This is a genomic window from Myxococcales bacterium, from assembly GCA_016720545.1.
Classification (GTDB): Bacteria; Myxococcota_A; Polyangia; order Polyangiales; family Polyangiaceae; genus JAAFHV01.
Window position 1 is genome coordinate 184,784 of record JADKKK010000009.1, and the last position, 18,792, is coordinate 203,575.

The window sequence follows — 18,792 nt, forward strand, 5'->3', positions numbered from 1 at the left end:
CTGCGCATCGCAAAAAGTTCATGACTTCAGAGAGCTTTGTACGGGGAATTCCCGCGAGTTTACTGGGCGCAGAGCTTGCATGCGCCTCGCATGGCCCAACGTCGCTGGCGCTCCCTGTCGATCGGACTGGCCCTCGCCGTGGGAGGGATCGTCGCCGCGTGCGGCGATGCGTCGCTGCCCGCGGGGGTGGGCCCCGGAGGCGCGGCCGGACCCGCGTGTGCCGTGCCCGCCGAGGGCTGCGGGTGCTCCCCCGGCGCCGTGACCGAGTGCGGGGTCGAGGTCAGGGGCGACGAGAACTTCATTTGGTGCGAGAAGGGCACCCGCACTTGCAGCGCGGGCAAGTGGGGGGCGTGTGTTGGCTCGGGGCAGGTCTCGGTGAAGTCCCGGCCGGCCTCCCTCGCCTCAGCGCCCGCGGCACCGGGTGGTATGCGTCTCGCCAACCTGGGGAGCCAGGTCACCTGCGGGTCCCTCGGGCTCAACCCCTGCGATCCGTACTGTCAGGTCACGAGCGACACGCCGGGCGGCTTCAACCCCGGCCCGGGGTTCGGCTCGTCGGGCGGTGGCATCGTGGTGCTCGCGACGTGCGGTAGCGGCACGTTGAGTGGCGGCGAGGAGTGCGACGACGGCAACAGCGCGGACGGCGACGGCTGCTCGAGCCTGTGCATCGTCGAGGCGGGCTTCCAGTGCCCCACGCCCGGAGCGCCCTGCGTGGCGAGCACCTGCGGCAACGGGGTGAAGGAGGGCGCGGAGCGGTGTGACGACGGCAACACGATCCCGTACGACGGGTGCTCGCCCACGTGCCAGCGCGAGGCCAGCTGCCCCGGGGGTGGCGAGTGCGTCGCCGTGTGCGGCGACGGGCTCAAGTTCCCTACGGAGGCGTGCGACGACGGCAACACGACCGACGGCGACGGCTGCTCCGCCACCTGCGCGGTCGAGGCGGGCGCCACGTGCGTGACCCTCAACTCGGGATTGCCGCCCACCATCGACGTGCCGATCATTTATCGAGACTTCACGCCGGCGACGAACCCCGACTTCGAAGGAGGCTACGGGGGCGCGCAGACCGGGATCGTGCAGCCGCAGCTCGCGCCCGACGGGACTCCCCAGTTTCTCGCCACGAAGGGGGTCATCACGAACGCCGCGTCGTTCTTTCAATGGTACCACGACGTCCCGCCGAACAACCAGACCATCTACGACGCGATCACCTTCACGAAGCAGCCGGACAACTCGTATCGCTACACGAACGTGAACTTCTTCCCGCTCACCGGGAAGGGCTTTGGAAATTACTTGTCCACCGGCAAGAACTTCCATTTCACGAGCCAGCTTCGCTATCCGTTCACCTTCGCGGGGGGCGAGGCGCTCAATTTTGCGGGTGACGACGACGTGTGGGTGTTCATCAACGGCCGGCTGGTCGTCGACCTCGGCGGTATCCATGGCCCGCTCGCAGGGAGCGTCACGCTCACGCCCGCGGTCGCGGCCGCGAACGGTCTCGTCGTGGGCCGCACTTACGCCATCTCGGTCTTTCAGGCCGAGCGACACGTCACGGGCAGCAACTACGTGCTCTCCCTCGCGGGCTTCGAGCGCGCGCGGTCGGCGTGCTCGTTCCCTGGCGGCCAGACGATCATTCGCGACTACGCCGCCACCTGCCCGCCCGGCCACGTGGCGAAGTGGCAGCTCTTCCAGTGGCGCGCGGCCGTGCCCAGCGGCGGAAAGATCGACTTCCGCGCGGCGACGGCGGCCACGCAGGCCGCGCTCCCGCCCGGGCCGGGGCCCGCGCCCCTGACCGTCGGGATTGGCACCGCCGACGCCGTGAACAGCCCGCTGCTCGGGCCCGTTCTGTGGCGCAACGAGGTCGACGGCTTCGCGCAGCCGGTGCCGGTCTCGCAGAGTCTCCGCACCGAGGCCGGTGTTGGCTCGCAGTCGTGGCTCCGCGTCTACATGTCGTTCACGACCGGGGCAGGCTCGCCGCGCCTCGACGAGTGGCGACAGCTCTACGACTGCGCGCCCGACGAGTAGCCAACCCAAACGGGCTGCTGATCGTCGCGAGTTATTCCGGCTAGTCCCCTGGAAGCGTGATCCCTTCCAGAAGTCGCGCGGCTCGGCCTTTCGCCACAAGGGAGCGAGGGGGTGTCCCGTTTTCGGCGGCGGTGGGAGGATACTCATGTTCGAGGGTCGGCGGTCTCGCGCGGTCACCCCCGAAACCACTGCCCCCTGAGCGCAAAGCGCCGCCTCCACCGCGCGGAACGACGACCGAGTTGAGGACGGGCCCGCCGCCGCCGAAGACGGGGCACCCCCTCGCTCCCCCTCTCGCTCCTCGGAATGACACCGAAGACCGGACTTCTGATACGAACCACGACTCCAGGGGACTAGCCGCCCGTTTGCGCCATGCTGAACGGCACTCGGTCGACGTCGACGTCGGGGTGATGGCTGCGCTTGCCGGAGAAGCCGCGGTCGAGCCGCGCGCCTAGCTCCGCTGCGTCGCCGCCGGCGAGCGCCCCGCGGAGATCGATCCCACCGGACTCGTAGAGGCACCCTAGAAGGCGCCCCTCGGCGCTCAGGCGCATTCGGTTGCAGTCTGCACAGAATGGCTGCGTGTCCGAGGCGATGATCCCGAACTCGAGGCCGTCGTCGGCGCGAAACCGCGCGGCCGGCGCGCTCGCCTCGCGACGCGGCACCGGCGTCGCGCCCCCGTGGGCGGCGAGGGCGTCGGCGATGGCCTGCCCGGTCATGAACACCGACCGCGTGTACTCGGCGGCGCTCCCCGTGTTCATGAGCTCGATGAACCGGACCTCGACGCCGGTCTTCCGAGACCACGCGAGGAAGTCGCCGAGCTCGTCGTCGTTGTGGCCTCGCTGGACGACCACGTTGAGCTTCACCTCCGCCAACAAATCGTGCGCCGCGAGCGTGGCCGCGAGCACCTCGCCCACGTCGCCGTCGCCCATGAGCGCTCGGTAGCGCTCGGGTCGCAGGCTGTCGACGTGAACGGTCGCGCGGGTGATGCCGGCCTCGGCCAGCGCGGGGAGGCGCTCGGCGAGGTGTTGGCCGTTGGTCGTGAGCGCGAGCGTCGCCTCGGGCGCGCCGCGCCGAAAGGCCGCCACGACCGCCGGAAGATCGCGGCGGAGCAGCGGCTCGCCGCCGGTGAAGCGCACCTTGGTGACGCCGCGCGCGGCGAAGAGCGGCGCGAGCGAGGCGTAGTCGTCCGCGGTGAGTCGCGAGGCCTGCTCGACGTACGGCGCCACCGCGCCCGGGCGGCAGTAGGGGCACCGGTACTGGCAGCGGTCGAGCACGCTCACGCGGAGCGTCCACGTCGACGGCGCGCGAACCGGCGACGCGGCTTCGCGGAACATCAGGCTTCGTCTCGACCAACCCACGGGAGACACCCTAGCCTCGCCGGACACGTGGGTCCACGGCGTGGAGTCCGCGCCGTGCGCGACGCAAGTGGCGCGCGTGCACGCAAGCAGTGCACCTCGGCCTCACCAGGCGCCGGCGGCCGCGCACTTCGCACCTGGCACGGACGGTGCTGTGGGTGGGCATGCTCCCCGCCGCGCGCCCCGCACACACTGACGCTCTCCGCAGCCAGCCAACGCCTTTCGACGAGCGCCCCATGCTCGCGATCTGGGAGCTGACGCAGGCGTGCGAGCTCGCGTGTGTGCACTGCCGCGCCTCGGCCGTGAAGCACCGCGATCCGCTCGAGCTCACGACGGTCGAGGGCAAGAAGCTCCTCGACGACGTCGCGGCCATGGGGACGCCGCTCTTCGTGTTCACGGGCGGCGATCCAGCGAGCCGCCCCGACCTGGTCGAGCTCGTCCGCCACGGGGCGCAAGCGGGCCTCATCGTGGCGGTCACCCCGTCGGGGACCGCGCTCTTCCAGCGCCCGCTCCTCGAGGAGCTCAAGGCCGCCGGCATGGCGCGGCTCGCGGTCTCGGTGGACGGCCCGGACGCCGCGACGCACGACGGCTTCCGTCGGGTCGCGGGCAGCTTCGAGCACTCGATCCGCATCCTCGAGGACGCGCGAGATCTCGGCGTCGAGCGCCAGATCAACCTGACCCTCGCGCCGCACAACGTCGATCGGCTCGGCGAGATGGCCGCCCTCGCGGAGCGCCTGGGCGTCACGCTGCTCAGCGTGTTCGTCGTGGTCCCTACGGGCCGCGCCGACGCCGCGCTCATGCTCCCCGCCGACCGGCTCGAGCGCGCCTTCGAGGAGCTCGCCGACCTCTCCGAGGGCGCGAGCTTCGACGTGAAGACCACGGCGGCGCCTCACTTTCGTCGCGTGCTCCTCGAGCGGCGCGCGCGGCTCTCCGCGGTGGGCGTGTCTCACGACGTCGACGCCGAGGGGAACGTGCTCGGGCCGCGCGGCATCAACGACGGCACCGGCTTCGTCTTCGTGTCGCACCGAGGCGACATCTTTCCGAGCGGCTTCCTGCCCGTGCGTGCCGGCAACGTCCGGAAGGACGCGATCGCCGACGTGTACCGAACGAGCCCCATCTTCCAACAGCTTCGCGACACGAGCCAGCTCACCGGCAAATGCGGGGTGTGCCCGTTCAAGCGCGTCTGCGGCGGGTCGCGCGCGCGCGCCTGGGCGGTGGAGCATGATCTCTCGGCCTCCGACCCTGCGTGCGCCTATGTGCCGCGCGGCTGGTCCGGAGGCGCCTGACACGACTCGCCGCGATGCGCGGGCGCGCGCTCTCTCAGCGCGCCGCGGGGCGCACGGCGACCCACGTCAGCACGTCGAGCCCCTCGCCGGGATCGGTCTCGATGCGCTTCCCGTCGGCGGAGACGCGCCCCTTTGCGGCCACGCGGGGGAGCCCGCCCTTGTTGTCGTTCGTGAGGATGTCGTCGCTCATGACGACGAGCTCCACCGCGCTCCCGGCCGGGAGCCCGCCGGCCTCGTCGAGCGTGAGCGCGACAGGTTTCGACGGCTTGGCCTGGAACGGCGCGAGCGCGACCACGAGCGCCAACAAGGTCCACGGCCTCGCGAAGGCCGCGGTGCTCCGCGAGATCGACACGGCGCTCACGAAGTAGCGGGTGGGGTCCGTCGCGCTCGACTGTTTCTTGCCGAGGCGCCGCTCTACCCCAGGTCCCCAAGGCGGTGCTGAAGCAGGGTCACGCCCATGAGCACCGCGGTCTCCGCGCGAACGACGCGACCGCCGAAGCGCACCGCGTGCGCTCCGAGCGCCTCCCGCTCGGCCGCGGAGAACCCCCCTTCGGGGCCCACGAAGAGGGCGACGCGGGTCGCTCCACGGGGGACCCGCGCGATCGCGTCGCAGGGGGCCGCGCCAGCGTCGTCGAGCGCGAAGCGCCCCTCGGCGTCGCGCCAATCTCGGCTCGCAAGCGCCGCCTGAAACGAGATGGGGGAGGCCACCTCCATCACGCTCGCGCGCCTGCACTGGCGCGACCCCTTGAGCCCCTGGCCCTGCCACGCCCACGGCTTCTCCTTCTCGAGCGCCTTGCCGGGCCCGACGCTGTGCTCGGTGAACACGGGCACGAGGCGGGCGGCGCCCAGCTCCGCCGTCTTCTGGGCGACGAAGAGCATGCGCTGCCGCGCCAGCACGGCCACCATCACGGTGAGCGCGATCGGGGACTCGGGTGAGGCGACCATGGGCTCGTACACCAGCGCGCGTGCGGAGCGAGCGTCGAGCTCGAGCAGGCTCGCGCGGAAGAAGCGCCCCTCGGCGTCGCTGAGGGTGAACGCCTCTTTGGGGTTCACCTGGCGAGCCGCGAGCCCCTCGGCGAGCTCCGGCCCGAGCGTGACGGTCTCGCCCACGGCGAGCGGGCGGAGGTGGCGCAGAGGGAGGAACGTGGAGCGCATGCCCCGACCGTATCCCAGGCGTCTGAGCCGCGGCCCGTGGGAGTGAGGTCTTCGCGCCGTTTGGAGTGCCCGGGGCTCGCGACCGCGGCCGGCTTGCGGCAGCTCAGGTCCGGCTGAGCCTCATGGCCGGTCGAGCCAGAGCGCTCCGAAGAGCAACACCTGGTAGGCGATCGAGGCGGCGAACACCCTTCGGCCCCAGACCGCGTCGGTCGCCGCGCGCCGCGCCTCGACGCCGAGCAGACCTGCGCCAAGCACCGCGGCCGCCAGCGCGTACTTCGCGCCGCCGAGCCCGAGCGCGTACGGCGCGGCGGTGAGGGCCACGAGCGCGATCGACGTGCCCACCGTCGCACGAACCGCCGCGCGCGCGCCCAGCTCGACCGAGCACACTCGCAGCCCAGCCGCCGCGTACTCCTCCGCACGAAAGAGCGAGATCGCCGTCGAGTGGGGGAGCTGCCACACGAAGAGCACCGCGAAGAGCGCGAGCGCGCCCGCGTCGAGCGAGCCCGTGACGGCGGCCCAGCCCATGAGCGGAGGCGCTGCGCCCGCGAGCGCGCCGAGCGAGAGCGAGTGCCAAGTGCGCCGCTTCAGCGGGGTGTACGCGAACACGTAGATCGCGAAAGCGAGCGCGCCGACCGCCGCGACGCGTGCGTTCGCGGCCCCGAGCAGCGGCATCGACGCGGCGAAGAGCCCAAGCCCCCACGCGAGCGCCACGCGCGGCGAGAGCGCCCCCGTGGCGAGCGGTCGCCCCTGGGTGCGCGTCATCTTCGCGTCCGTGTCGCGCTCCCACCACATGTTGAGCGTGTTGGCGGCGGCGACCACGAGCAGCGTCCCCAGCGCCGACAGCGCGAGGGTCCAAAGGGAGGCCCGGCCGGGCGCCATCGCGGCGCCGAACGCGAACGTGAACACCACGAGCGCCGTGACGCGTGGCTTCGTCAGCGCGACGAGGAGCGCTCCCGTCCTCGCGCCCCTCGAGAGCCACGAGGCGTGGGGTGGCGACAGAGTCAGCCCAGGGGTGCCCGTCATCGCCATTGGAAGCCCTCCAGCTTGTTGAAGGTCACGACCCGGCTCGTGCGCGACTCGAACGTCATCGCGCGCTCGTCCACATGGTTCCACTCGCTCGAGTCCGGCGTGTCGCCGAGCTCCACCCGGACGCGGTGCTCGCCCTCGGGTACCTCGAGGCGCTCGACCGTCATGCTGTTGCCGTCGCTCCACAGGCCGCGCGGCGCGTGCGTCGTCGTGCTGCGGAGGACGCCGTCGATCGTCACGCGGAGCCGCACGGCGACCCGGCGTCGTTCGCACACCTTCGCGGGCCGCATGTGGGGTGGGGTGCTGCGCTTCTCTTCCTCGGTCAGCTCGCGGCACTGCTCCCCGACCGAGCCCGGGTGCTTGAAGGATACAACCATCGTGGGCGCGGTCTTCGGCGAGGCGTACCCCACGCGGCTCCCAGCCCAGGTCGCGAGCGCGACCACGGCGGCGGCGGCGAGCCCTGCGGCGACGAGGCGCCCGACCCCACCGGTCGCGCCGGTCGGAGGGACGACCCCGCGCCGCAGCTCGCCCGCCGCGCGCGCGAGGCCCGCGTGATCGCCGCGAAAGACCTCGGCCACGCGGACCCGTGCGGGGTCCACCTTGGTGAGGTTGAGCGAGGGCTCCCGCTGGCCGGCCATGCGGACTTGCGCCCACTTGACCCCCTCGCGGTAGCGCTCGCTGCCCGGGCCGCACCCCACGATCAGCACCCCCGCGGCGCCGTGGCGCAGGGCCCGCTCGACGGAGAGCGCGTGCACCCACCCCGCGCAGGGGACCGGGAGCACCACGTATCCCGGGAGCGCGTCGCAGCGCCCGTTCGCGTCCGGCGAGAGAGCCGCGCCGGCAGACTCCGCGCACACGAAGGCCACGAGCGGGGCCTCGCTCGCCTTCACGGCGGCGTCGACCCAAGCGTCCATCCGCGCGCGGAGCGGCACGACCTGAAACCAAGGCAGCGAGATGCTGCCCGAGTCGCAGGAGCCAGCGCACACGCCGCACCCGACGCACTTCGCGGGATCGACCTCGGCTTGAAGGGTGAATTTGCGTCCGTCGGTGCGCGGCACCATGCGGATCGCGTCGTACGGGCAGTCGTCGTGGCAGTGGACGCAGGCGTTGCAGGAGGGGAGATCGACCGTGGCCGTGGTGGCGCGTCGCTCGCCACGGCGCAGGAACGACCACGGCACGGAGTAGACGGCGAGCCCCGCCACGAGCGCGATCGCCCAGAGCGCCCCGGCGCCGAGCCGGTCGGTGAGGGCGAGCGGCGCCAGGTACCAGGCGTCCATCGTGAAACCGCTGGGCGCGACCGCCATGCGCGCCGGCGCTGCGGTCACGGCGGGCAAGGCGAGCGAGATCGCCGCGAGCGACCCCAGCACCCACGCGGTGAGCGTGCGCCCCGTGAGGAACTCGGGGCGTGAGAGGCGGGTGATGTGGAGCCAGAGCATCACGCCCATGCCGAGCGGGACCAGCATGTGCACGAAGAAGACGACGAAGAAGAGCAGCGAGCTCACCGCGTCGTCGGCGAGGAACGAGCGCGACAGCGGATCGGCGAACACGGGGAGCGCGTCGAGCATTCGCGCGGTGCCCAGCGCCACCTGCCGCGCCCGCTCGTCCCACACGAGCCAGTAGCCGAGCCACCCGACGATCCACAGCGCCGCGATGAGCGCGGCCCCCGTGATCCAGGCGAGCCAGCGCGCGCCTCCGAACCTGCGGGCGAAGAAGAGCTTCAGCGCGTGGAGGACCACGAAGAGCATGCACGCGTCGGAGCTGTAGCGGTGCACCGAGCGCACGAAGCCCGAGGTGAAGCGCGCAGAGTCCATCGCGTGCACCGAGTCGTAGGCGTCGTGGACGCTCGCGCGGTACCAGAAGAGGAGCAGGACGCCGCTCGCGATCGCCACGATCAGCGTGGTGTTCGCGATGGCGCCCGTCTGCCCGAGCGGGTTCAGGTGCTCTGGCAAGAATCGAGAGAGCGCGCGATCGGCCCGCAGGAACAAGGACTCGCCCGCGCGCAGCCACGCTTCACCCCGCACGGGCGGCTCGACACGCGCGTCTTCGCGCTGCGGCTGGAGCACCGGCAGCGAGCGCTTGCCGGGGGGGGCGGTGGCGCAGTCTTTCAGGCTCGCCGCCCGGACCTCGGGCGACAGCTTGCGGGGACGCGGCTTAGCGGGTTGGGAGGTGGGAGCGGCCACGATCAGCTCCCCCGCGGGGCCTCGACGAGCAACGTGCGGAGAGCCTCCACGAGCCACTTCTCCTGCACCGCGCCGAGGGTGAGCCGGTACGCGACCCGGCCCTGTCGATCGATGAGCACGAAGATGTTCGCGTGGTCGATGGCGCCCGTCTCGGGGTTCTTCGAGCGCCCGATGGTCAGCGCGTCGAGCGCCGAGTTTACCTCGGGAGGCGGGCCCCACAGCAGGTTCCAGCCCGGCGCCGCCACCCCTTGGGCCTTCGCCATCGCCGCGAGCGCGGCCTGGTCGTCGTGCTCAGGGTCGAGCGTCACGGCGATCACGGTGAGATCGGCGCGCTCCGCCGGCGTCAGCGCCCCGACGGCGCGCTTCGCCTGGGCGAAAATCATGGGGCAGGTGAAGCCGCACGAGGCGTACACCCCGGTGAGCATCACGACCTTGCCCGGGTAGTCACTCACGGACACCGTGGCCCCGTCCTGGTTCTTCAGGGAGAACGCAGGCGCGTGGAGCCCGGTGCGTAGCGACTTCGCGGGGAACGGCAGATCCTCCGCGCGCGCGTCGCGGTCCATCTGCAGGAGCGAGAACGCCGCGACGCTCACGAAGGCGAGGGCGCTCGCGAAGTATGGCAGCGTCGCCCGCGGGCGGGATCGGGCGACCTCGCGCAGCGGCCGCCACCAGAGCGCGGCGATGATGACGCCGAGCACCAGCGGCTCCGCGATCGCGAGGAACACGTACGCGCCCTCCGAGTGTCCGGTGTTGGGGTCGTAGCCGAAGCACCAGATCTTGAACTGCTCGGCGAACGCCCCAAACCCGGACTTGGAGGTGGGAACGAAAAGGACCGCCAGCACCAGCGCCTTGAAGGTCACGAGCACCGACAGTACGAGCGTGGGGAATCGCCACGACGAGAAGAAGACCTGGAGTCCGCCGAGCGCGCGCATTACGTGTTTCATGGTGTCTCCTGGTCCCCCCTCGTCGTGTCGAAGCGAAGGATCTCAGCGCACGTGCCAGACGTCCGCGAGGGCCTTCCAGTTGGCGAAGTAGTAGACCGCGAAGGTGCCGAGGAGCACGAGGACGAGCACGAAGGTGCCCGGCGCGTGGTGATCGTCCGGGTCTTCGGCGGCCTCGCTGTGCACCAGGTCGACTACCTTCTTTTCATTGGATTCAGTCACGGTTGCCTCCTCCGCCTCACCAGGCGGTCATCGCCTTGCCTGCGTTGCTCTTGCCGAAGAACACGGCAGCGACTGTCAGCAGGATGAACATGAGCAGACCCAGGAACGCGATCGTGCCACCAATGCCCATGATTCCGAGCATGACGTGGGCCGAGGGGTCGAAGCCCGCGGAGAACTGCGCTCCCGCGAACTCGACGTCCCAGTGGCGTCGAGGGACACCGTACGAGCCGGCGAGCGACATGCCGATCGCCATGATCGAGATGCCCACCGCGAAGACGTACGGCTGGGCCCGCACGAGCCCACGCGCGTAGTACTCGCGCTGGAAGAGCAGCGGGACCACGTAGTAGGCGAGGCCCATGAACGCGAGCGACGTGCCGCCGACCACGGTCATGTGGAAGTGGCCCGGAATGCGCAGGGTGTTGTGGGCGATGATGTTGATCTGCTCGGTGCCCAGCGTCACGCCCGTGATGCCGCCGCCGAAGCCGAAGATGACCAGCGAGAGGAAGAACGCCGAGAACCCGGGGTTCTTCCAGGGCGCCGCGGCGAGCCAGCTGAAGAGGCCCGACTTGTGCCCCTTCTTGCGCATCGCGACCTCGACCGAGGCCGGGACCGTGAAGCCGTGGATCATCGACGCGAGCACCGCGAGGTACATCGCGTAGGAGGTGTTCCAGATCTTCCAGCCCGCACCCACGCCCGGGTCCACGAGGAGGTGGTGGGCCGACGCGAGGTTGATGAACAGGATGTACAGGATGAACGCGCCGCGGCAGACCGCCTGGTTGATGGGCTTGGCGCCGACGGTGAGCGTGGCGAGGAAGTACCAGACCGACACCATCGCGCAGACGTTGACCTGCTGCGACATGTGTCCGAGGCCCCACCAGATGAGGCGGTACCACGCGGGGTCGGGCGGGCCGACGAGACCGAGCGACCAGAGGAACGTCGGGATCATGACCGCGGCGCCGTGCGCCAGCGTGACGACCGCGATGATGGCCGCCGCGAGGGCGCCGAAGGTGACGAGCGGCATCGACCCTACGTAGGTCTTGTCGCGCTTCGCGATGTAGAGGGTCGCGAAGAAGTTCCCTACGGCGATGAGTGTGCCCACCGCCACGAGGATGATCCCCAGGTAGAAGCCTGGGTGTCCCTGGAGCGGCGCGTAGCTCGTCATGAGCACGTCCGCCTTCCCGGCGAGCACGAAGTAGTCGACCATCACCGCGCCGACCAGCATCATCCCGAAGGAGACGTAGGCCATACTCTTCCACGCTAACCTCGAGTTGAGGAGCGTCGTCGACGCGAAGTAGAGGATCGCCACCTCCATGAAGAGGATCCAGAAGATGAGCATGTTGAGCCCATGCAACGTCAGGATCCGGTAGTACCAGGCGGCTGAGAGCAGGTGCACTGCCGGCCACCGCGTCATCGCGAGCAGGAGCGCCGAGACGCCTCCGACCAGCAGGAACACGACCGCCATGACGGCGTTCAGTCGGATGAACTGCTGAGCCACGAGGCAAATAGGCAGTCCGGTGGTGTCGCAGGAGCGCAGCTCACCGGCGCGGTGATTGCCTTTTGGCTTCTCCGGTGCGACGGGGGAGTCCTCCGCCTCGGGGGCGGCTCCCAGGGTTGCTGTGTTGGCCATTGGGGGTTCCTCTCTAGTCCTCGACGATGATCTTGCCGGTCATCGTGTGGTGGCCGATGCCACAGAACTCGTTGCAAATGACGTTGAAATCGCCCGACATGGTCGGCGTGATGGTGATGACGTGGTCGTAGCCGGGCAGAATCTGGAAGTTCAGGTTCACCGGCTGCACCGAGAAGCCGTGCTGGAGATCGAGCGACGACATGTGGAGTCGGTAGCTCTGCCCCTTGCGGAGCTTGAGGATGGGGCTGAAGCGCCACATCTGGGCGAGCAGATAGGCGTCTCCACCGGGCGATGGCTCCACGATCGCGACGCCCTTCTCTTCGCCGACCTTGTTCGTCTTCACGAAGCGGTCGACTCGAGACTGGAAGGCCGCGGGCTCCACGCGGTACGACTCGCCGGTACTGTTCTGCTTCCCCTTGTAGTGCCAATAAGGCATCGCGAGCGTGAGGACGACGCACCACAGGAGCGCGAGTCCGATCCACGCACGCTCACCGCCCGAGGGCGCCTTGAACCAACCTTGCGCTGGTGTGCTTATGCTCATGTTGCCCTCACGGGAGCGTCGCGGGCTTCACGCCCGCGATCTCGATCCAGCCCCAGACTGTGTACGAGACGAACGGGACCAGGACCCCGAGCGCCAACAGCAACCAAGGGTTGTCCATCAGCCGCTGGAGTGGATGCTTTGGCTGGGCTTGTTCCACGGAGACCTCCACGGGGGCGACGTGACCTCGGCGCCCCGGTTCTTGGCGTGGCTGCTGCGCCACGCGACGATGACGATGACCAGAAACAGGAGGCCCCCCGCGACGGCGAGGAGTCCTCCGAGACCCATGACGAACAGGCCGGCGGTGCCACCGAGGCTCCGCGCTGCCTGCTCTTGCCCGTAGCTCTTGCGGGCCATCCCCCCCGCGCCCGCGAGGGCGAAGCCCACGGCGAAGATGAGCTGTCCCATGCCGTAGACGACGGGCTGGATGCGCGCGAGGGCGCGCTGGCGCGTGGTCGGGAGGGGGTAGCCGAGGCCCGCGAGGAGGGGGTAGGCGACGCCCATGAAGGCCGCGGTGACGGCGCCGATCGACGCGTGGTAGTGGGCCGGCACCATCGTGGTGGACCCCCGGATGAGCGCGCCGAGGATGGCGCCGACCACGGCGAGGCTGGCGCTCACGGCGAAGGCCAGCGCGCGGGGATCTCGGAGCCTCTCCGCGGGCAGCTCGCCGCTCTTGCGGGCCTTCACGAGGGCGCGGACGCACGCGACGAGGAAGGCGAGCACCACGGGGAAGAGCGCGAAGCGCATGAGGTGGGTGAAGGCCGTGCGCGCCTCGACGTCCTGGATGCCGCGCGCCGCGAGGAGCGGGGCGGCGAGCCACGGGAGGACCAGCAGACCAAAGAGCGCCGAGGCCGTGCGTCGCGTGATCGGCGAGCGGCCGAGGACGCCCGCGAGCAGGATGAGCCAGACCGAGAGCATGGCGCAGGTGCTCGCTAGCTGGAGCACGTGGCCCCCTCCCCAGTTCGCGAGCTCGAAGAGGGTGTCGACGACGAGGCCCGAGGGGCGGTGCCACCACGAGCCCGCGAACGTGAGCGCGGCGAGGAGCAACGCGATGGCCGTGGCGCGGAGGCCGGGCACCGCGGCGTCGGGGAGGAGGAGCACGAGGTTGCCCGTGGGCGTGTCCGGGAAGAGCCGCGCGTCGGTGAAGCTCATGAGCACGCCGGCGCCGAACGCCACGAGACCCGCCGCGAACAGAGGGTGGTCGATCATCGGGACGTAGTTCGACACGATCGGTCGAGAGCCAGGGGTGCCGGCCGAGAGCACGAGCAGCGCGACGCCCACCGTGGAGACGAACACGCCCACGCGAGACACGCGGCTGCTCCGGCCCCGCTCGGGGAGCGTGGAGAGCAGCGCCGCCACGAAGGCGTAGAACCACACGACGAGCGAGAGGTCCACGTGGACGACCAGGCATCGCCGGAAGAACTGGGGATCGGTGACGAGCCGGTCGAACGGGGGCATGCGCCCGAGGACCAGCGACAGGGAGAGGAGGCCCGCGAGCACGAGCGAGCCGACCGCCAGGCCGAGCCAGCGGCGACCGCTGGTGATCTCGGGCGCGCAGTCGAGCGCGGCTCGGCTGGCAGACGGGGCTGCACGGGGGGAGAGGCTGTCGTCCGACATGTTAATGGACATAGACGTCCGGTTTGTTCGGCGACATGACCGAAGTCATGTTGCGGTCGCGTTCGCGCGTCACCATCGGGCGATGGACCCCCGAGGGCGATCGCGGCCAGAGGACAGCGCACTGGCGGTCGCGGCCGCGGGCGGCGAGGAGCGTTCGCCTTCGCCTGGCGGTGCGCGCTCGGCGCTCCTCACGCAGACGGCGGTCTACGCCCTCCGCGCGATGTCATGCGTCGCGGCGCTCCCGCTCGGCGAGTCGGCGACGGCCACGGAGCTCTCGCGGCGCTCGAACGTGCCGCTCCCCTACCTGTCGAAGGTGCTGCGTCGCCTCGCGCGGCGCGGGCTGCTCGTCGCGCAGCGGGGGCACGGCGGAGGCTACGCGCTCGCGCGGCCGCCGGCGACCATCGCCTTCCTCGAGGTCCTCGAGGCGCTGGGAGAGATGCCCGACTCGGGGCGCTGCGCCTTCGGCTGGGGCGCGTGCGACGCGTGCAAGCCTTGCCCGCTCCACGCCTCCTGGAGTCAGCTCGATCGCTCATTTCGCACGTGGGCCGCGACGAGCACCCTCGCGGACGTCGTCGCCTAGTCCCCTGGAGTCGTGGTTCGTATCAGAAGTCCGGTCTTCGGTGTCATGCCGAGGAGCGAGGGGGTGCCCCGTTTTCGGCGGCGGCGGGCCCGTCCTCAACTCGGACGTCGTTCCGCGCGGTGGAGGCGGCGCTTTGCGCTCAGGGGACAGTGGTTTCGGGTGTGACCGCGCGAGAACGCCGACCCTCGAACATGAGTATCCTCCCACCGCCGCCGAAAACGGGACACCCCCTCGCTCCCTTGTGGCGAAAGGCCGAGCCGCGCGACGACTCCAGGGGACTAGCTAGAGCGCCGGCGGCGGAAAGATGGCGGCGATCGCGTCGCGTCGAAAATCGAAGATGCGCGCGAGGGTGCGGCGCACGAACAAGGCGTGGGCGAGGGTGCCGAGCGGACCCATGGGCAGCTCGTAGTCGACGCGGTCGCGCATCCAGGTGGCGTCGGGCCCGTCGCACGTGAGCTCATGCGTGTGTCGCCACGCGCGGTAGGGGCCGCGGAGCTGCGCGTCGACGAAGCGCTCGGGCGGCGTGTACTGCTCGATCCGCGTCTGCCAGCGCAGAGGCACTCCGAAGAGCGCGATTCGGTAGTCGATGAGCGTCCCCTCGGCCATGTGGACCGGGGGCTTCGTGAGGATGGCGAAGCGCAGGAAAGGAGGCGTGAGGCGCTCGAGGTTGCTCGCGTCCTCGAAGAAGGCGAAGACCTCCTCGCGCGGTCGCTCGATGCGCTGGGTGCGCTCGAGGACGCCCCTCACGGGGCGCCCCCCGCGAGCATGGGCTCCGTGACACGGTCCGCGACCTGGTGGAGCACGTCGGCGAGGGCCTCGTCGAGCCGTGGGTGGGCGAAGCGGAACCCGGAGGCGAGGGCCCGCTCGGGCGCCACCCGCTGCGAGGAGAGGAGCACCGCGGCGAGCTCCCCGAAGGCGAGGCGCAGCGCGATGGCTGGCACGGGCATCGGCGTGGGTCGACGGAGCGCGCGGCCGAGCGAACGCGTGAACTCCACGTTCTGCACCACCCCTGGAGCCACCGCGTTCACTGGGCCGCGCAGGGTCGACGTGGTCGCGGCGTGCAGCAGGAGGCCGACGACGTCGTCGAGGTGAATCCAGGGCATCCACCCGAGCCCGTCGCCGAGGCGTCCGCCGACGCCGGCGCGAAAGATGGGGCGGAGCCTGGCGAGCGCGCCTCCGGTTGGCGACAGGACGATCCCGATCCGGAGCGTGACCGTGCGCACTCCGAAGCGCCGCTCGGCCTCGCGCGCCTCGTGCTCCCAGGCCACGCAGACGTCCGACAGGAAGCCCTCGCCCGGCGCCGACTGCTCGCTGAGCGGCTCGTCGCCGCGGTCGCCGTAGAAGCCCACCGCCGAGGCGCACACGAGGACCCGCGGGCGGTGACGGGTGTGACCTATCGCCTCGACGATGGCGCGAGTACCCAACGTGCGACTCTCCAGGATTTTGCGCTTCTTGTCGGCCGTCCAGCGGCCCTCGGCGACGGGCTCGCCGGCGAGATGGAACACCGCGTCGAGGCCCTCGAACGCGGCCGAGGGCGGCGCGTGGAGACCGTCCCACGCCGCGCCCTGCCCCGTCGCCCTCGGGTCGCGGCGGAGCACCGTCGTGTCGGGCCCGAGGGAGGCGGCGAGGCGCTGGCCGATGGTGCCCGTCGCGCCCGTAACGAGCGCGCGCATCAGGAGGCCCCTCGCGGCGTCGCGGCGTCGATCGCGCATGTCTCGTCGGTGCACCGCCCGGTGAGCCGGAGGCGATGCCGCGCGAACCACGCGTACGCCGCGTCGAGCGCCCACGCGACGGGAGCGAGCCGCGTGAGCGCGACCCAGCGCCCGAGGCCGACCGCCGTGTAGACCTCACGGAACACCTCCACGCCCGTGACGACCGTGCCGTCGGCGCGGCGCCCGTGGATGCTCGCCATGAGCGCCTCGCGGGTGAGCCCGGGCGGAGGCGTGAACGAGGCGGAGGCGATGTCGGTTAGGCGCACGCGCTCATTCTTGTCCATTCTTTGCACAATGTTCATCTCGCGCCGGCAAAGAGGACAGTCTCCGTCGAAGAAGACCTCGAACGCGTCGCCTCCCGCGCTCACGGCGTCCTCGTGGACCGCGGCGAGGGCAGGGGCAGCAGGTGTCCCGAGCGCATCGCCTTGGTCGCCAGGTAGGCCTCGTTGTGCTGGCCGGGGGCGATGGCGTGGGGCACGCGAGAGGTGACCGCCATGCCGTGGCGCTGCAGGCCGAGCACCTTCGCGGGGTTGTTGGTGAGCAGGTCGACCGAGCGGACCCCGAGCGTGCGCAGGAGGGCCGCCGCCACGCCGTAGTCGCGGAGGTCGTCCTGGAAGCCGAGGGCGAGGTTGGCGTCCACGGTGTCGAGGCCCTGCTCCTGTTGGAGCTTGTACGCACGGATTTTGTTCGCCAAGCCGATGCCGCGACCCTCCTGGCGGAGGTAGAGGACGATGCCCTGGTTGGCCGCGCCCACGAGCTCGAGCCCGCGCTCGAGCTGCTCGCGGCAGTCGCAGCGGAGCGAGCTCATGATGTCGCCCGTCAGGCACTCGGAGTGCAGCCGGGTCAGCACCTCCGTCGCCCCCCACACGTCGCCGCGCACCATCGCGACGTGCTCGCGGTGCTCGCCCTCCGCCGAGAAGACGTAGATGCGGAAGTCGCCGAAGCGGGTCGGCAGAGCCGACATCGCCTCCACACGAACCCGCGGGGTTCGCGTGGCGTCGGAGCCGGCGGGGTGGAACATGTCGCTGGTCGTTCGCTGGGTCATGGCAAGTCCTCGATGGTTTGGTGTGTCGCTAGTCAGTGTAGGCTTTGCATAATGTTTGTCAAGGCCTGTCGAAGAGGGGCGACCAACCCACGGAGCCCCACGCATGCGCTAGGCCTTGCCGCCAGCCGTCCACCACCCCACGCTCGGTCCCGCATGAAGAAGCCGCTCCTCTCCGCGCTGCCACAAGGCTTCCGCGAGCGAACCTGGGTCACCGCGCGCCTCGCCGCGCGGCTCGGCGTCGCGGCGGCGAAGGCCAACCTCGGCATCGCGTCCGCCGAGGGAGACGAGGGGGCCGCGGTCGCGCGCGCGGAGGAGCTCGTCGGTCAGATGGGCTCGTTGAAGGGGCTCGCGATGAAGATCGGTCAGATGGCGAGCTACCTCCCGGGCTCCATGCCCCCGGCGGCCCAGCGCGTGCTCTCGAGCCTCCAGGCGAGCACGGTCGCGCTCGAGTACGAGGTCGTCGCCGCGGAGATCGAGCGCGAGCTCGGCGCGCCCCCGCACGAGGCCTTCGAGTCGTTCGACCGTGAGGCGTTCGCCGCCGCCTCGATCGGGCAAGTGCATCGCGCCCGACACGACGGCACCGACGTCGTGGTGAAGGTGCAATATCCAGGGATCGAAGAGGTCATTCGCGGCGATCTGAAGACCGTCGGTGCGCTCGCCACGCTCTCGACCGTCGGGTCGAAGGCCGACGGGGCCGCCCTCGCGGGCGAGCTGCGCGCGCGCCTGCTCGAGGAGTGCGACTACCGCATCGAGGCGAGAAACCAGCGCATCTTCGCCGCCGCGCTCGCGCGGGTGCCGGGCGCGCAGGTGCCGAGGGTGATCGCGGAGAAGAGCTCCCGGCGGGTCCTCACGAGCGAGCACGCGCCGGGACGCCGCTTCCAGCAGCTGGTCGACACGTCCACGCAGGAGGAGCGCGACCGCGCCGGAGCCCGCGTCTACGAAGGCTGCTTCCGCCCCCTCTTTCAACACGGCCTCTTCAACGCCGATCCGCACCCCGGCAACTACCTCTTCGGTGACGACACCGTGACCTTCCTCGACTTCGGCTGCGCGCGCGCCTTCGACGTCGACTTCATCGACCGCTGGAAGACCCTCGCGCGTGCCGTCACCGATCGCGACCGCGCCGCGTTCCCCGAGGCCCTCTGCGCTGCCGGGTTCGCGTCGATGGACGACAAACGCTTCGACTGGGACGCGCAGTGGGAGGCCACGAGCCTCCTCTACCGACCCATGATCGAGCCCGACTTCCGCTTCACCGGCGAGTTCGTCCGCCAGACCTACGACGCCTTGATGTTTCAGAACCCCAACAAGTTCCGTATGTCGATGCCCCCCGAGTGGCTCTTCCTGAACCGACTTCAGTGGGGGATTTTCGCCATCCTCGCCGACCTCCGCGCCGGCCCGGGGGTGTACGAGCTGTGGCGCGAGGTCATCGAGTCGAAGACAGAGCCCGTCGCGCTCGCGTGAGCCTCACGCGCCGCGACGCGCGGACCCCGATCGCGTATGC

Annotated in this window: 19 protein-coding genes; 5 read left to right on the forward strand and 14 right to left on the reverse strand. The window is 70.7% G+C overall.

What is annotated here, in order from left to right; genetic code table 11:
• The first annotated feature begins 90 nt into the window (after positions 1-90).
• A complete protein-coding gene (locus tag IPQ09_18265; GenBank protein MBL0196130.1) occupies positions 91-2,013 on the forward strand; it encodes a fibro-slime domain-containing protein in 1,923 nt (640 codons plus the stop codon).
• A 350-nt stretch (positions 2,014-2,363) separates the two neighbouring features.
• Here IPQ09_18265 and IPQ09_18270 read toward each other — a convergent pair whose 3' ends face one another.
• On the reverse strand, positions 2,364-3,344 hold the full coding sequence (locus IPQ09_18270; protein ID MBL0196131.1) for a radical SAM protein: 981 nt from the start codon (positions 3,342-3,344) through the stop codon (positions 2,364-2,366).
• Between the two features lie 185 nt (positions 3,345-3,529).
• On the opposite strand from IPQ09_18270, the gene IPQ09_18275 reads away from it, so the two are divergent.
• Positions 3,530-4,651, forward strand: a complete 1,122-nt coding sequence (locus IPQ09_18275; protein MBL0196132.1) for a TIGR04053 family radical SAM/SPASM domain-containing protein — start codon at positions 3,530-3,532, stop codon at positions 4,649-4,651.
• Between the two features lie 34 nt (positions 4,652-4,685).
• On the opposite strand, the gene IPQ09_18280 is transcribed toward IPQ09_18275, so the two are convergent.
• Positions 4,686-4,841, reverse strand: a complete 156-nt coding sequence (locus IPQ09_18280; GenBank protein MBL0196133.1) for a hypothetical protein — start codon at positions 4,839-4,841, stop codon at positions 4,686-4,688.
• On the opposite strand from IPQ09_18280, the gene IPQ09_18285 reads away from it, so the two are divergent.
• Positions 4,840-5,019 carry a hypothetical protein gene (locus tag IPQ09_18285; protein ID MBL0196134.1) on the forward strand — a complete coding sequence of 60 codons (180 nt, stop codon included), beginning with the start codon at positions 4,840-4,842 and terminating at the stop codon, positions 5,017-5,019. The genes IPQ09_18280 and IPQ09_18285 overlap by 2 nt on opposite strands.
• Positions 5,020-5,065: 46 nt before the next feature.
• Here IPQ09_18285 and IPQ09_18290 read toward each other — a convergent pair whose 3' ends face one another.
• The 8 genes from IPQ09_18290 to IPQ09_18325 all read right to left on the reverse strand — a co-directional run bounded on the left by IPQ09_18290 (position 5,066) and on the right by IPQ09_18325 (position 13,957).
• Entirely contained in the window at positions 5,066-5,806 is a 741-nt protein-coding gene (locus tag IPQ09_18290; GenBank protein MBL0196135.1) for a 16S rRNA (uracil(1498)-N(3))-methyltransferase, read from the reverse strand.
• 120 nt (positions 5,807-5,926) lie between these two features.
• Entirely contained in the window at positions 5,927-6,829 is a 903-nt protein-coding gene (gene cyoE / locus IPQ09_18295) for a protoheme IX farnesyltransferase (GenBank protein MBL0196136.1), read from the reverse strand.
• Positions 6,826-9,012 (reverse strand): hydrogenase iron-sulfur subunit, encoded by a 2,187-nt coding sequence (locus tag IPQ09_18300; protein MBL0196137.1) that lies wholly within the window; start codon positions 9,010-9,012, stop codon positions 6,826-6,828. The genes cyoE and IPQ09_18300 overlap by 4 nt, the downstream gene beginning before the upstream one ends.
• 2 nt (positions 9,013-9,014) lie before the next feature.
• A complete protein-coding gene (locus tag IPQ09_18305) occupies positions 9,015-9,956 on the reverse strand; it encodes an SCO family protein (GenBank protein ID MBL0196138.1) in 942 nt (313 codons plus the stop codon).
• A gap of 42 nt (positions 9,957-9,998) precedes the next feature.
• Positions 9,999-10,175, reverse strand: coding sequence for a hypothetical protein (locus tag IPQ09_18310; protein ID MBL0196139.1), 177 nt, complete (start codon positions 10,173-10,175; stop codon positions 9,999-10,001).
• Between the two features lie 16 nt (positions 10,176-10,191).
• A complete protein-coding gene (locus tag IPQ09_18315) occupies positions 10,192-11,802 on the reverse strand; it encodes a cbb3-type cytochrome c oxidase subunit I (GenBank protein MBL0196140.1) in 1,611 nt (536 codons plus the stop codon).
• A 13-nt stretch (positions 11,803-11,815) separates the two neighbouring features.
• Positions 11,816-12,343, reverse strand: coding sequence for a cytochrome C oxidase subunit II (locus IPQ09_18320; GenBank protein MBL0196141.1), 528 nt, complete (start codon positions 12,341-12,343; stop codon positions 11,816-11,818).
• A 117-nt stretch (positions 12,344-12,460) separates the two neighbouring features.
• Positions 12,461-13,957, reverse strand: a complete 1,497-nt coding sequence (locus IPQ09_18325) for a hypothetical protein (GenBank protein MBL0196142.1) — start codon at positions 13,955-13,957, stop codon at positions 12,461-12,463.
• An 82-nt stretch (positions 13,958-14,039) separates the two neighbouring features.
• Between IPQ09_18325 and IPQ09_18330 the strand changes: the two genes are divergently transcribed.
• Positions 14,040-14,537 carry an Rrf2 family transcriptional regulator gene (locus tag IPQ09_18330; protein MBL0196143.1) on the forward strand — a complete coding sequence of 166 codons (498 nt, stop codon included), beginning with the start codon at positions 14,040-14,042 and terminating at the stop codon, positions 14,535-14,537.
• A 282-nt stretch (positions 14,538-14,819) separates the two neighbouring features.
• Here IPQ09_18330 and IPQ09_18335 read toward each other — a convergent pair whose 3' ends face one another.
• The 4 genes from IPQ09_18335 to ribA all read right to left on the reverse strand — a co-directional run bounded on the left by IPQ09_18335 (position 14,820) and on the right by ribA (position 17,270).
• Complete coding sequence (locus IPQ09_18335) at positions 14,820-15,284, reverse strand: SRPBCC family protein (protein ID MBL0196144.1); 465 nt, start codon at positions 15,282-15,284, stop codon at positions 14,820-14,822.
• On the reverse strand, positions 15,281-16,210 hold the full coding sequence (locus tag IPQ09_18340) for a TIGR01777 family protein (protein MBL0196145.1): 930 nt from the start codon (positions 16,208-16,210) through the stop codon (positions 15,281-15,283). The genes IPQ09_18335 and IPQ09_18340 overlap by 4 nt, the downstream gene beginning before the upstream one ends.
• Positions 16,210-16,551, reverse strand: coding sequence for a DUF393 domain-containing protein (locus IPQ09_18345; GenBank protein ID MBL0196146.1), 342 nt, complete (start codon positions 16,549-16,551; stop codon positions 16,210-16,212). Before IPQ09_18345 ends, IPQ09_18340 begins: the two co-directional genes overlap by 1 nt.
• Positions 16,552-16,613: 62 nt before the next feature.
• Positions 16,614-17,270 carry a GTP cyclohydrolase II gene (gene ribA / locus IPQ09_18350; GenBank protein ID MBL0196147.1) on the reverse strand — a complete coding sequence of 219 codons (657 nt, stop codon included), beginning with the start codon at positions 17,268-17,270 and terminating at the stop codon, positions 16,614-16,616.
• Between the two features lie 177 nt (positions 17,271-17,447).
• Between ribA and IPQ09_18355 the strand changes: the two genes are divergently transcribed.
• Positions 17,448-18,752, forward strand: coding sequence for an AarF/ABC1/UbiB kinase family protein (locus tag IPQ09_18355; protein MBL0196148.1), 1,305 nt, complete (start codon positions 17,448-17,450; stop codon positions 18,750-18,752).
• Positions 18,753-18,792 lie beyond the last annotated feature (40 nt).

Excerpts from the sequence above, each read along its gene's own strand:
- IPQ09_18325 (MBL0196142.1), bottom strand. The coding sequence starts at position 13,957 with ATGTCGGACGACAGCCTCTCCCCCCGTGCAGCCCCGTCTGCCAGCCGA.
- IPQ09_18315 (MBL0196140.1), bottom strand. The coding sequence starts at position 11,802 with ATGGCCAACACAGCAACCCTGGGAGCCGCCCCCGAGGCGGAGGACTCC.
- IPQ09_18340 (MBL0196145.1), bottom strand. The coding sequence starts at position 16,210 with ATGCGCGCGCTCGTTACGGGCGCGACGGGCACCATCGGCCAGCGCCTC.
- IPQ09_18290 (MBL0196135.1), bottom strand. The coding sequence starts at position 5,806 with ATGCGCTCCACGTTCCTCCCTCTGCGCCACCTCCGCCCGCTCGCCGTG.
- IPQ09_18265 (MBL0196130.1), top strand. The coding sequence starts at position 91 with ATGGCCCAACGTCGCTGGCGCTCCCTGTCGATCGGACTGGCCCTCGCC.
- IPQ09_18280 (MBL0196133.1), bottom strand. The coding sequence starts at position 4,841 with ATGAGCGACGACATCCTCACGAACGACAACAAGGGCGGGCTCCCCCGC.
- IPQ09_18270 (MBL0196131.1), bottom strand. The coding sequence starts at position 3,344 with ATGTTCCGCGAAGCCGCGTCGCCGGTTCGCGCGCCGTCGACGTGGACG.
- cyoE (MBL0196136.1), bottom strand. The coding sequence starts at position 6,829 with ATGACGGGCACCCCTGGGCTGACTCTGTCGCCACCCCACGCCTCGTGG.
- IPQ09_18320 (MBL0196141.1), bottom strand. The coding sequence starts at position 12,343 with ATGAGCATAAGCACACCAGCGCAAGGTTGGTTCAAGGCGCCCTCGGGC.
- ribA (MBL0196147.1), bottom strand. The coding sequence starts at position 17,270 with ATGTTCCACCCCGCCGGCTCCGACGCCACGCGAACCCCGCGGGTTCGT.
- IPQ09_18285 (MBL0196134.1), top strand. The coding sequence starts at position 4,840 with ATGACGACGAGCTCCACCGCGCTCCCGGCCGGGAGCCCGCCGGCCTCG.
- IPQ09_18355 (MBL0196148.1), top strand. The coding sequence starts at position 17,448 with ATGAAGAAGCCGCTCCTCTCCGCGCTGCCACAAGGCTTCCGCGAGCGA.
- IPQ09_18305 (MBL0196138.1), bottom strand. The coding sequence starts at position 9,956 with ATGAAACACGTAATGCGCGCGCTCGGCGGACTCCAGGTCTTCTTCTCG.
- IPQ09_18330 (MBL0196143.1), top strand. The coding sequence starts at position 14,040 with ATGGACCCCCGAGGGCGATCGCGGCCAGAGGACAGCGCACTGGCGGTC.
- IPQ09_18275 (MBL0196132.1), top strand. The coding sequence starts at position 3,530 with ATGCTCCCCGCCGCGCGCCCCGCACACACTGACGCTCTCCGCAGCCAG.
- IPQ09_18345 (MBL0196146.1), bottom strand. The coding sequence starts at position 16,551 with ATGAACATTGTGCAAAGAATGGACAAGAATGAGCGCGTGCGCCTAACC.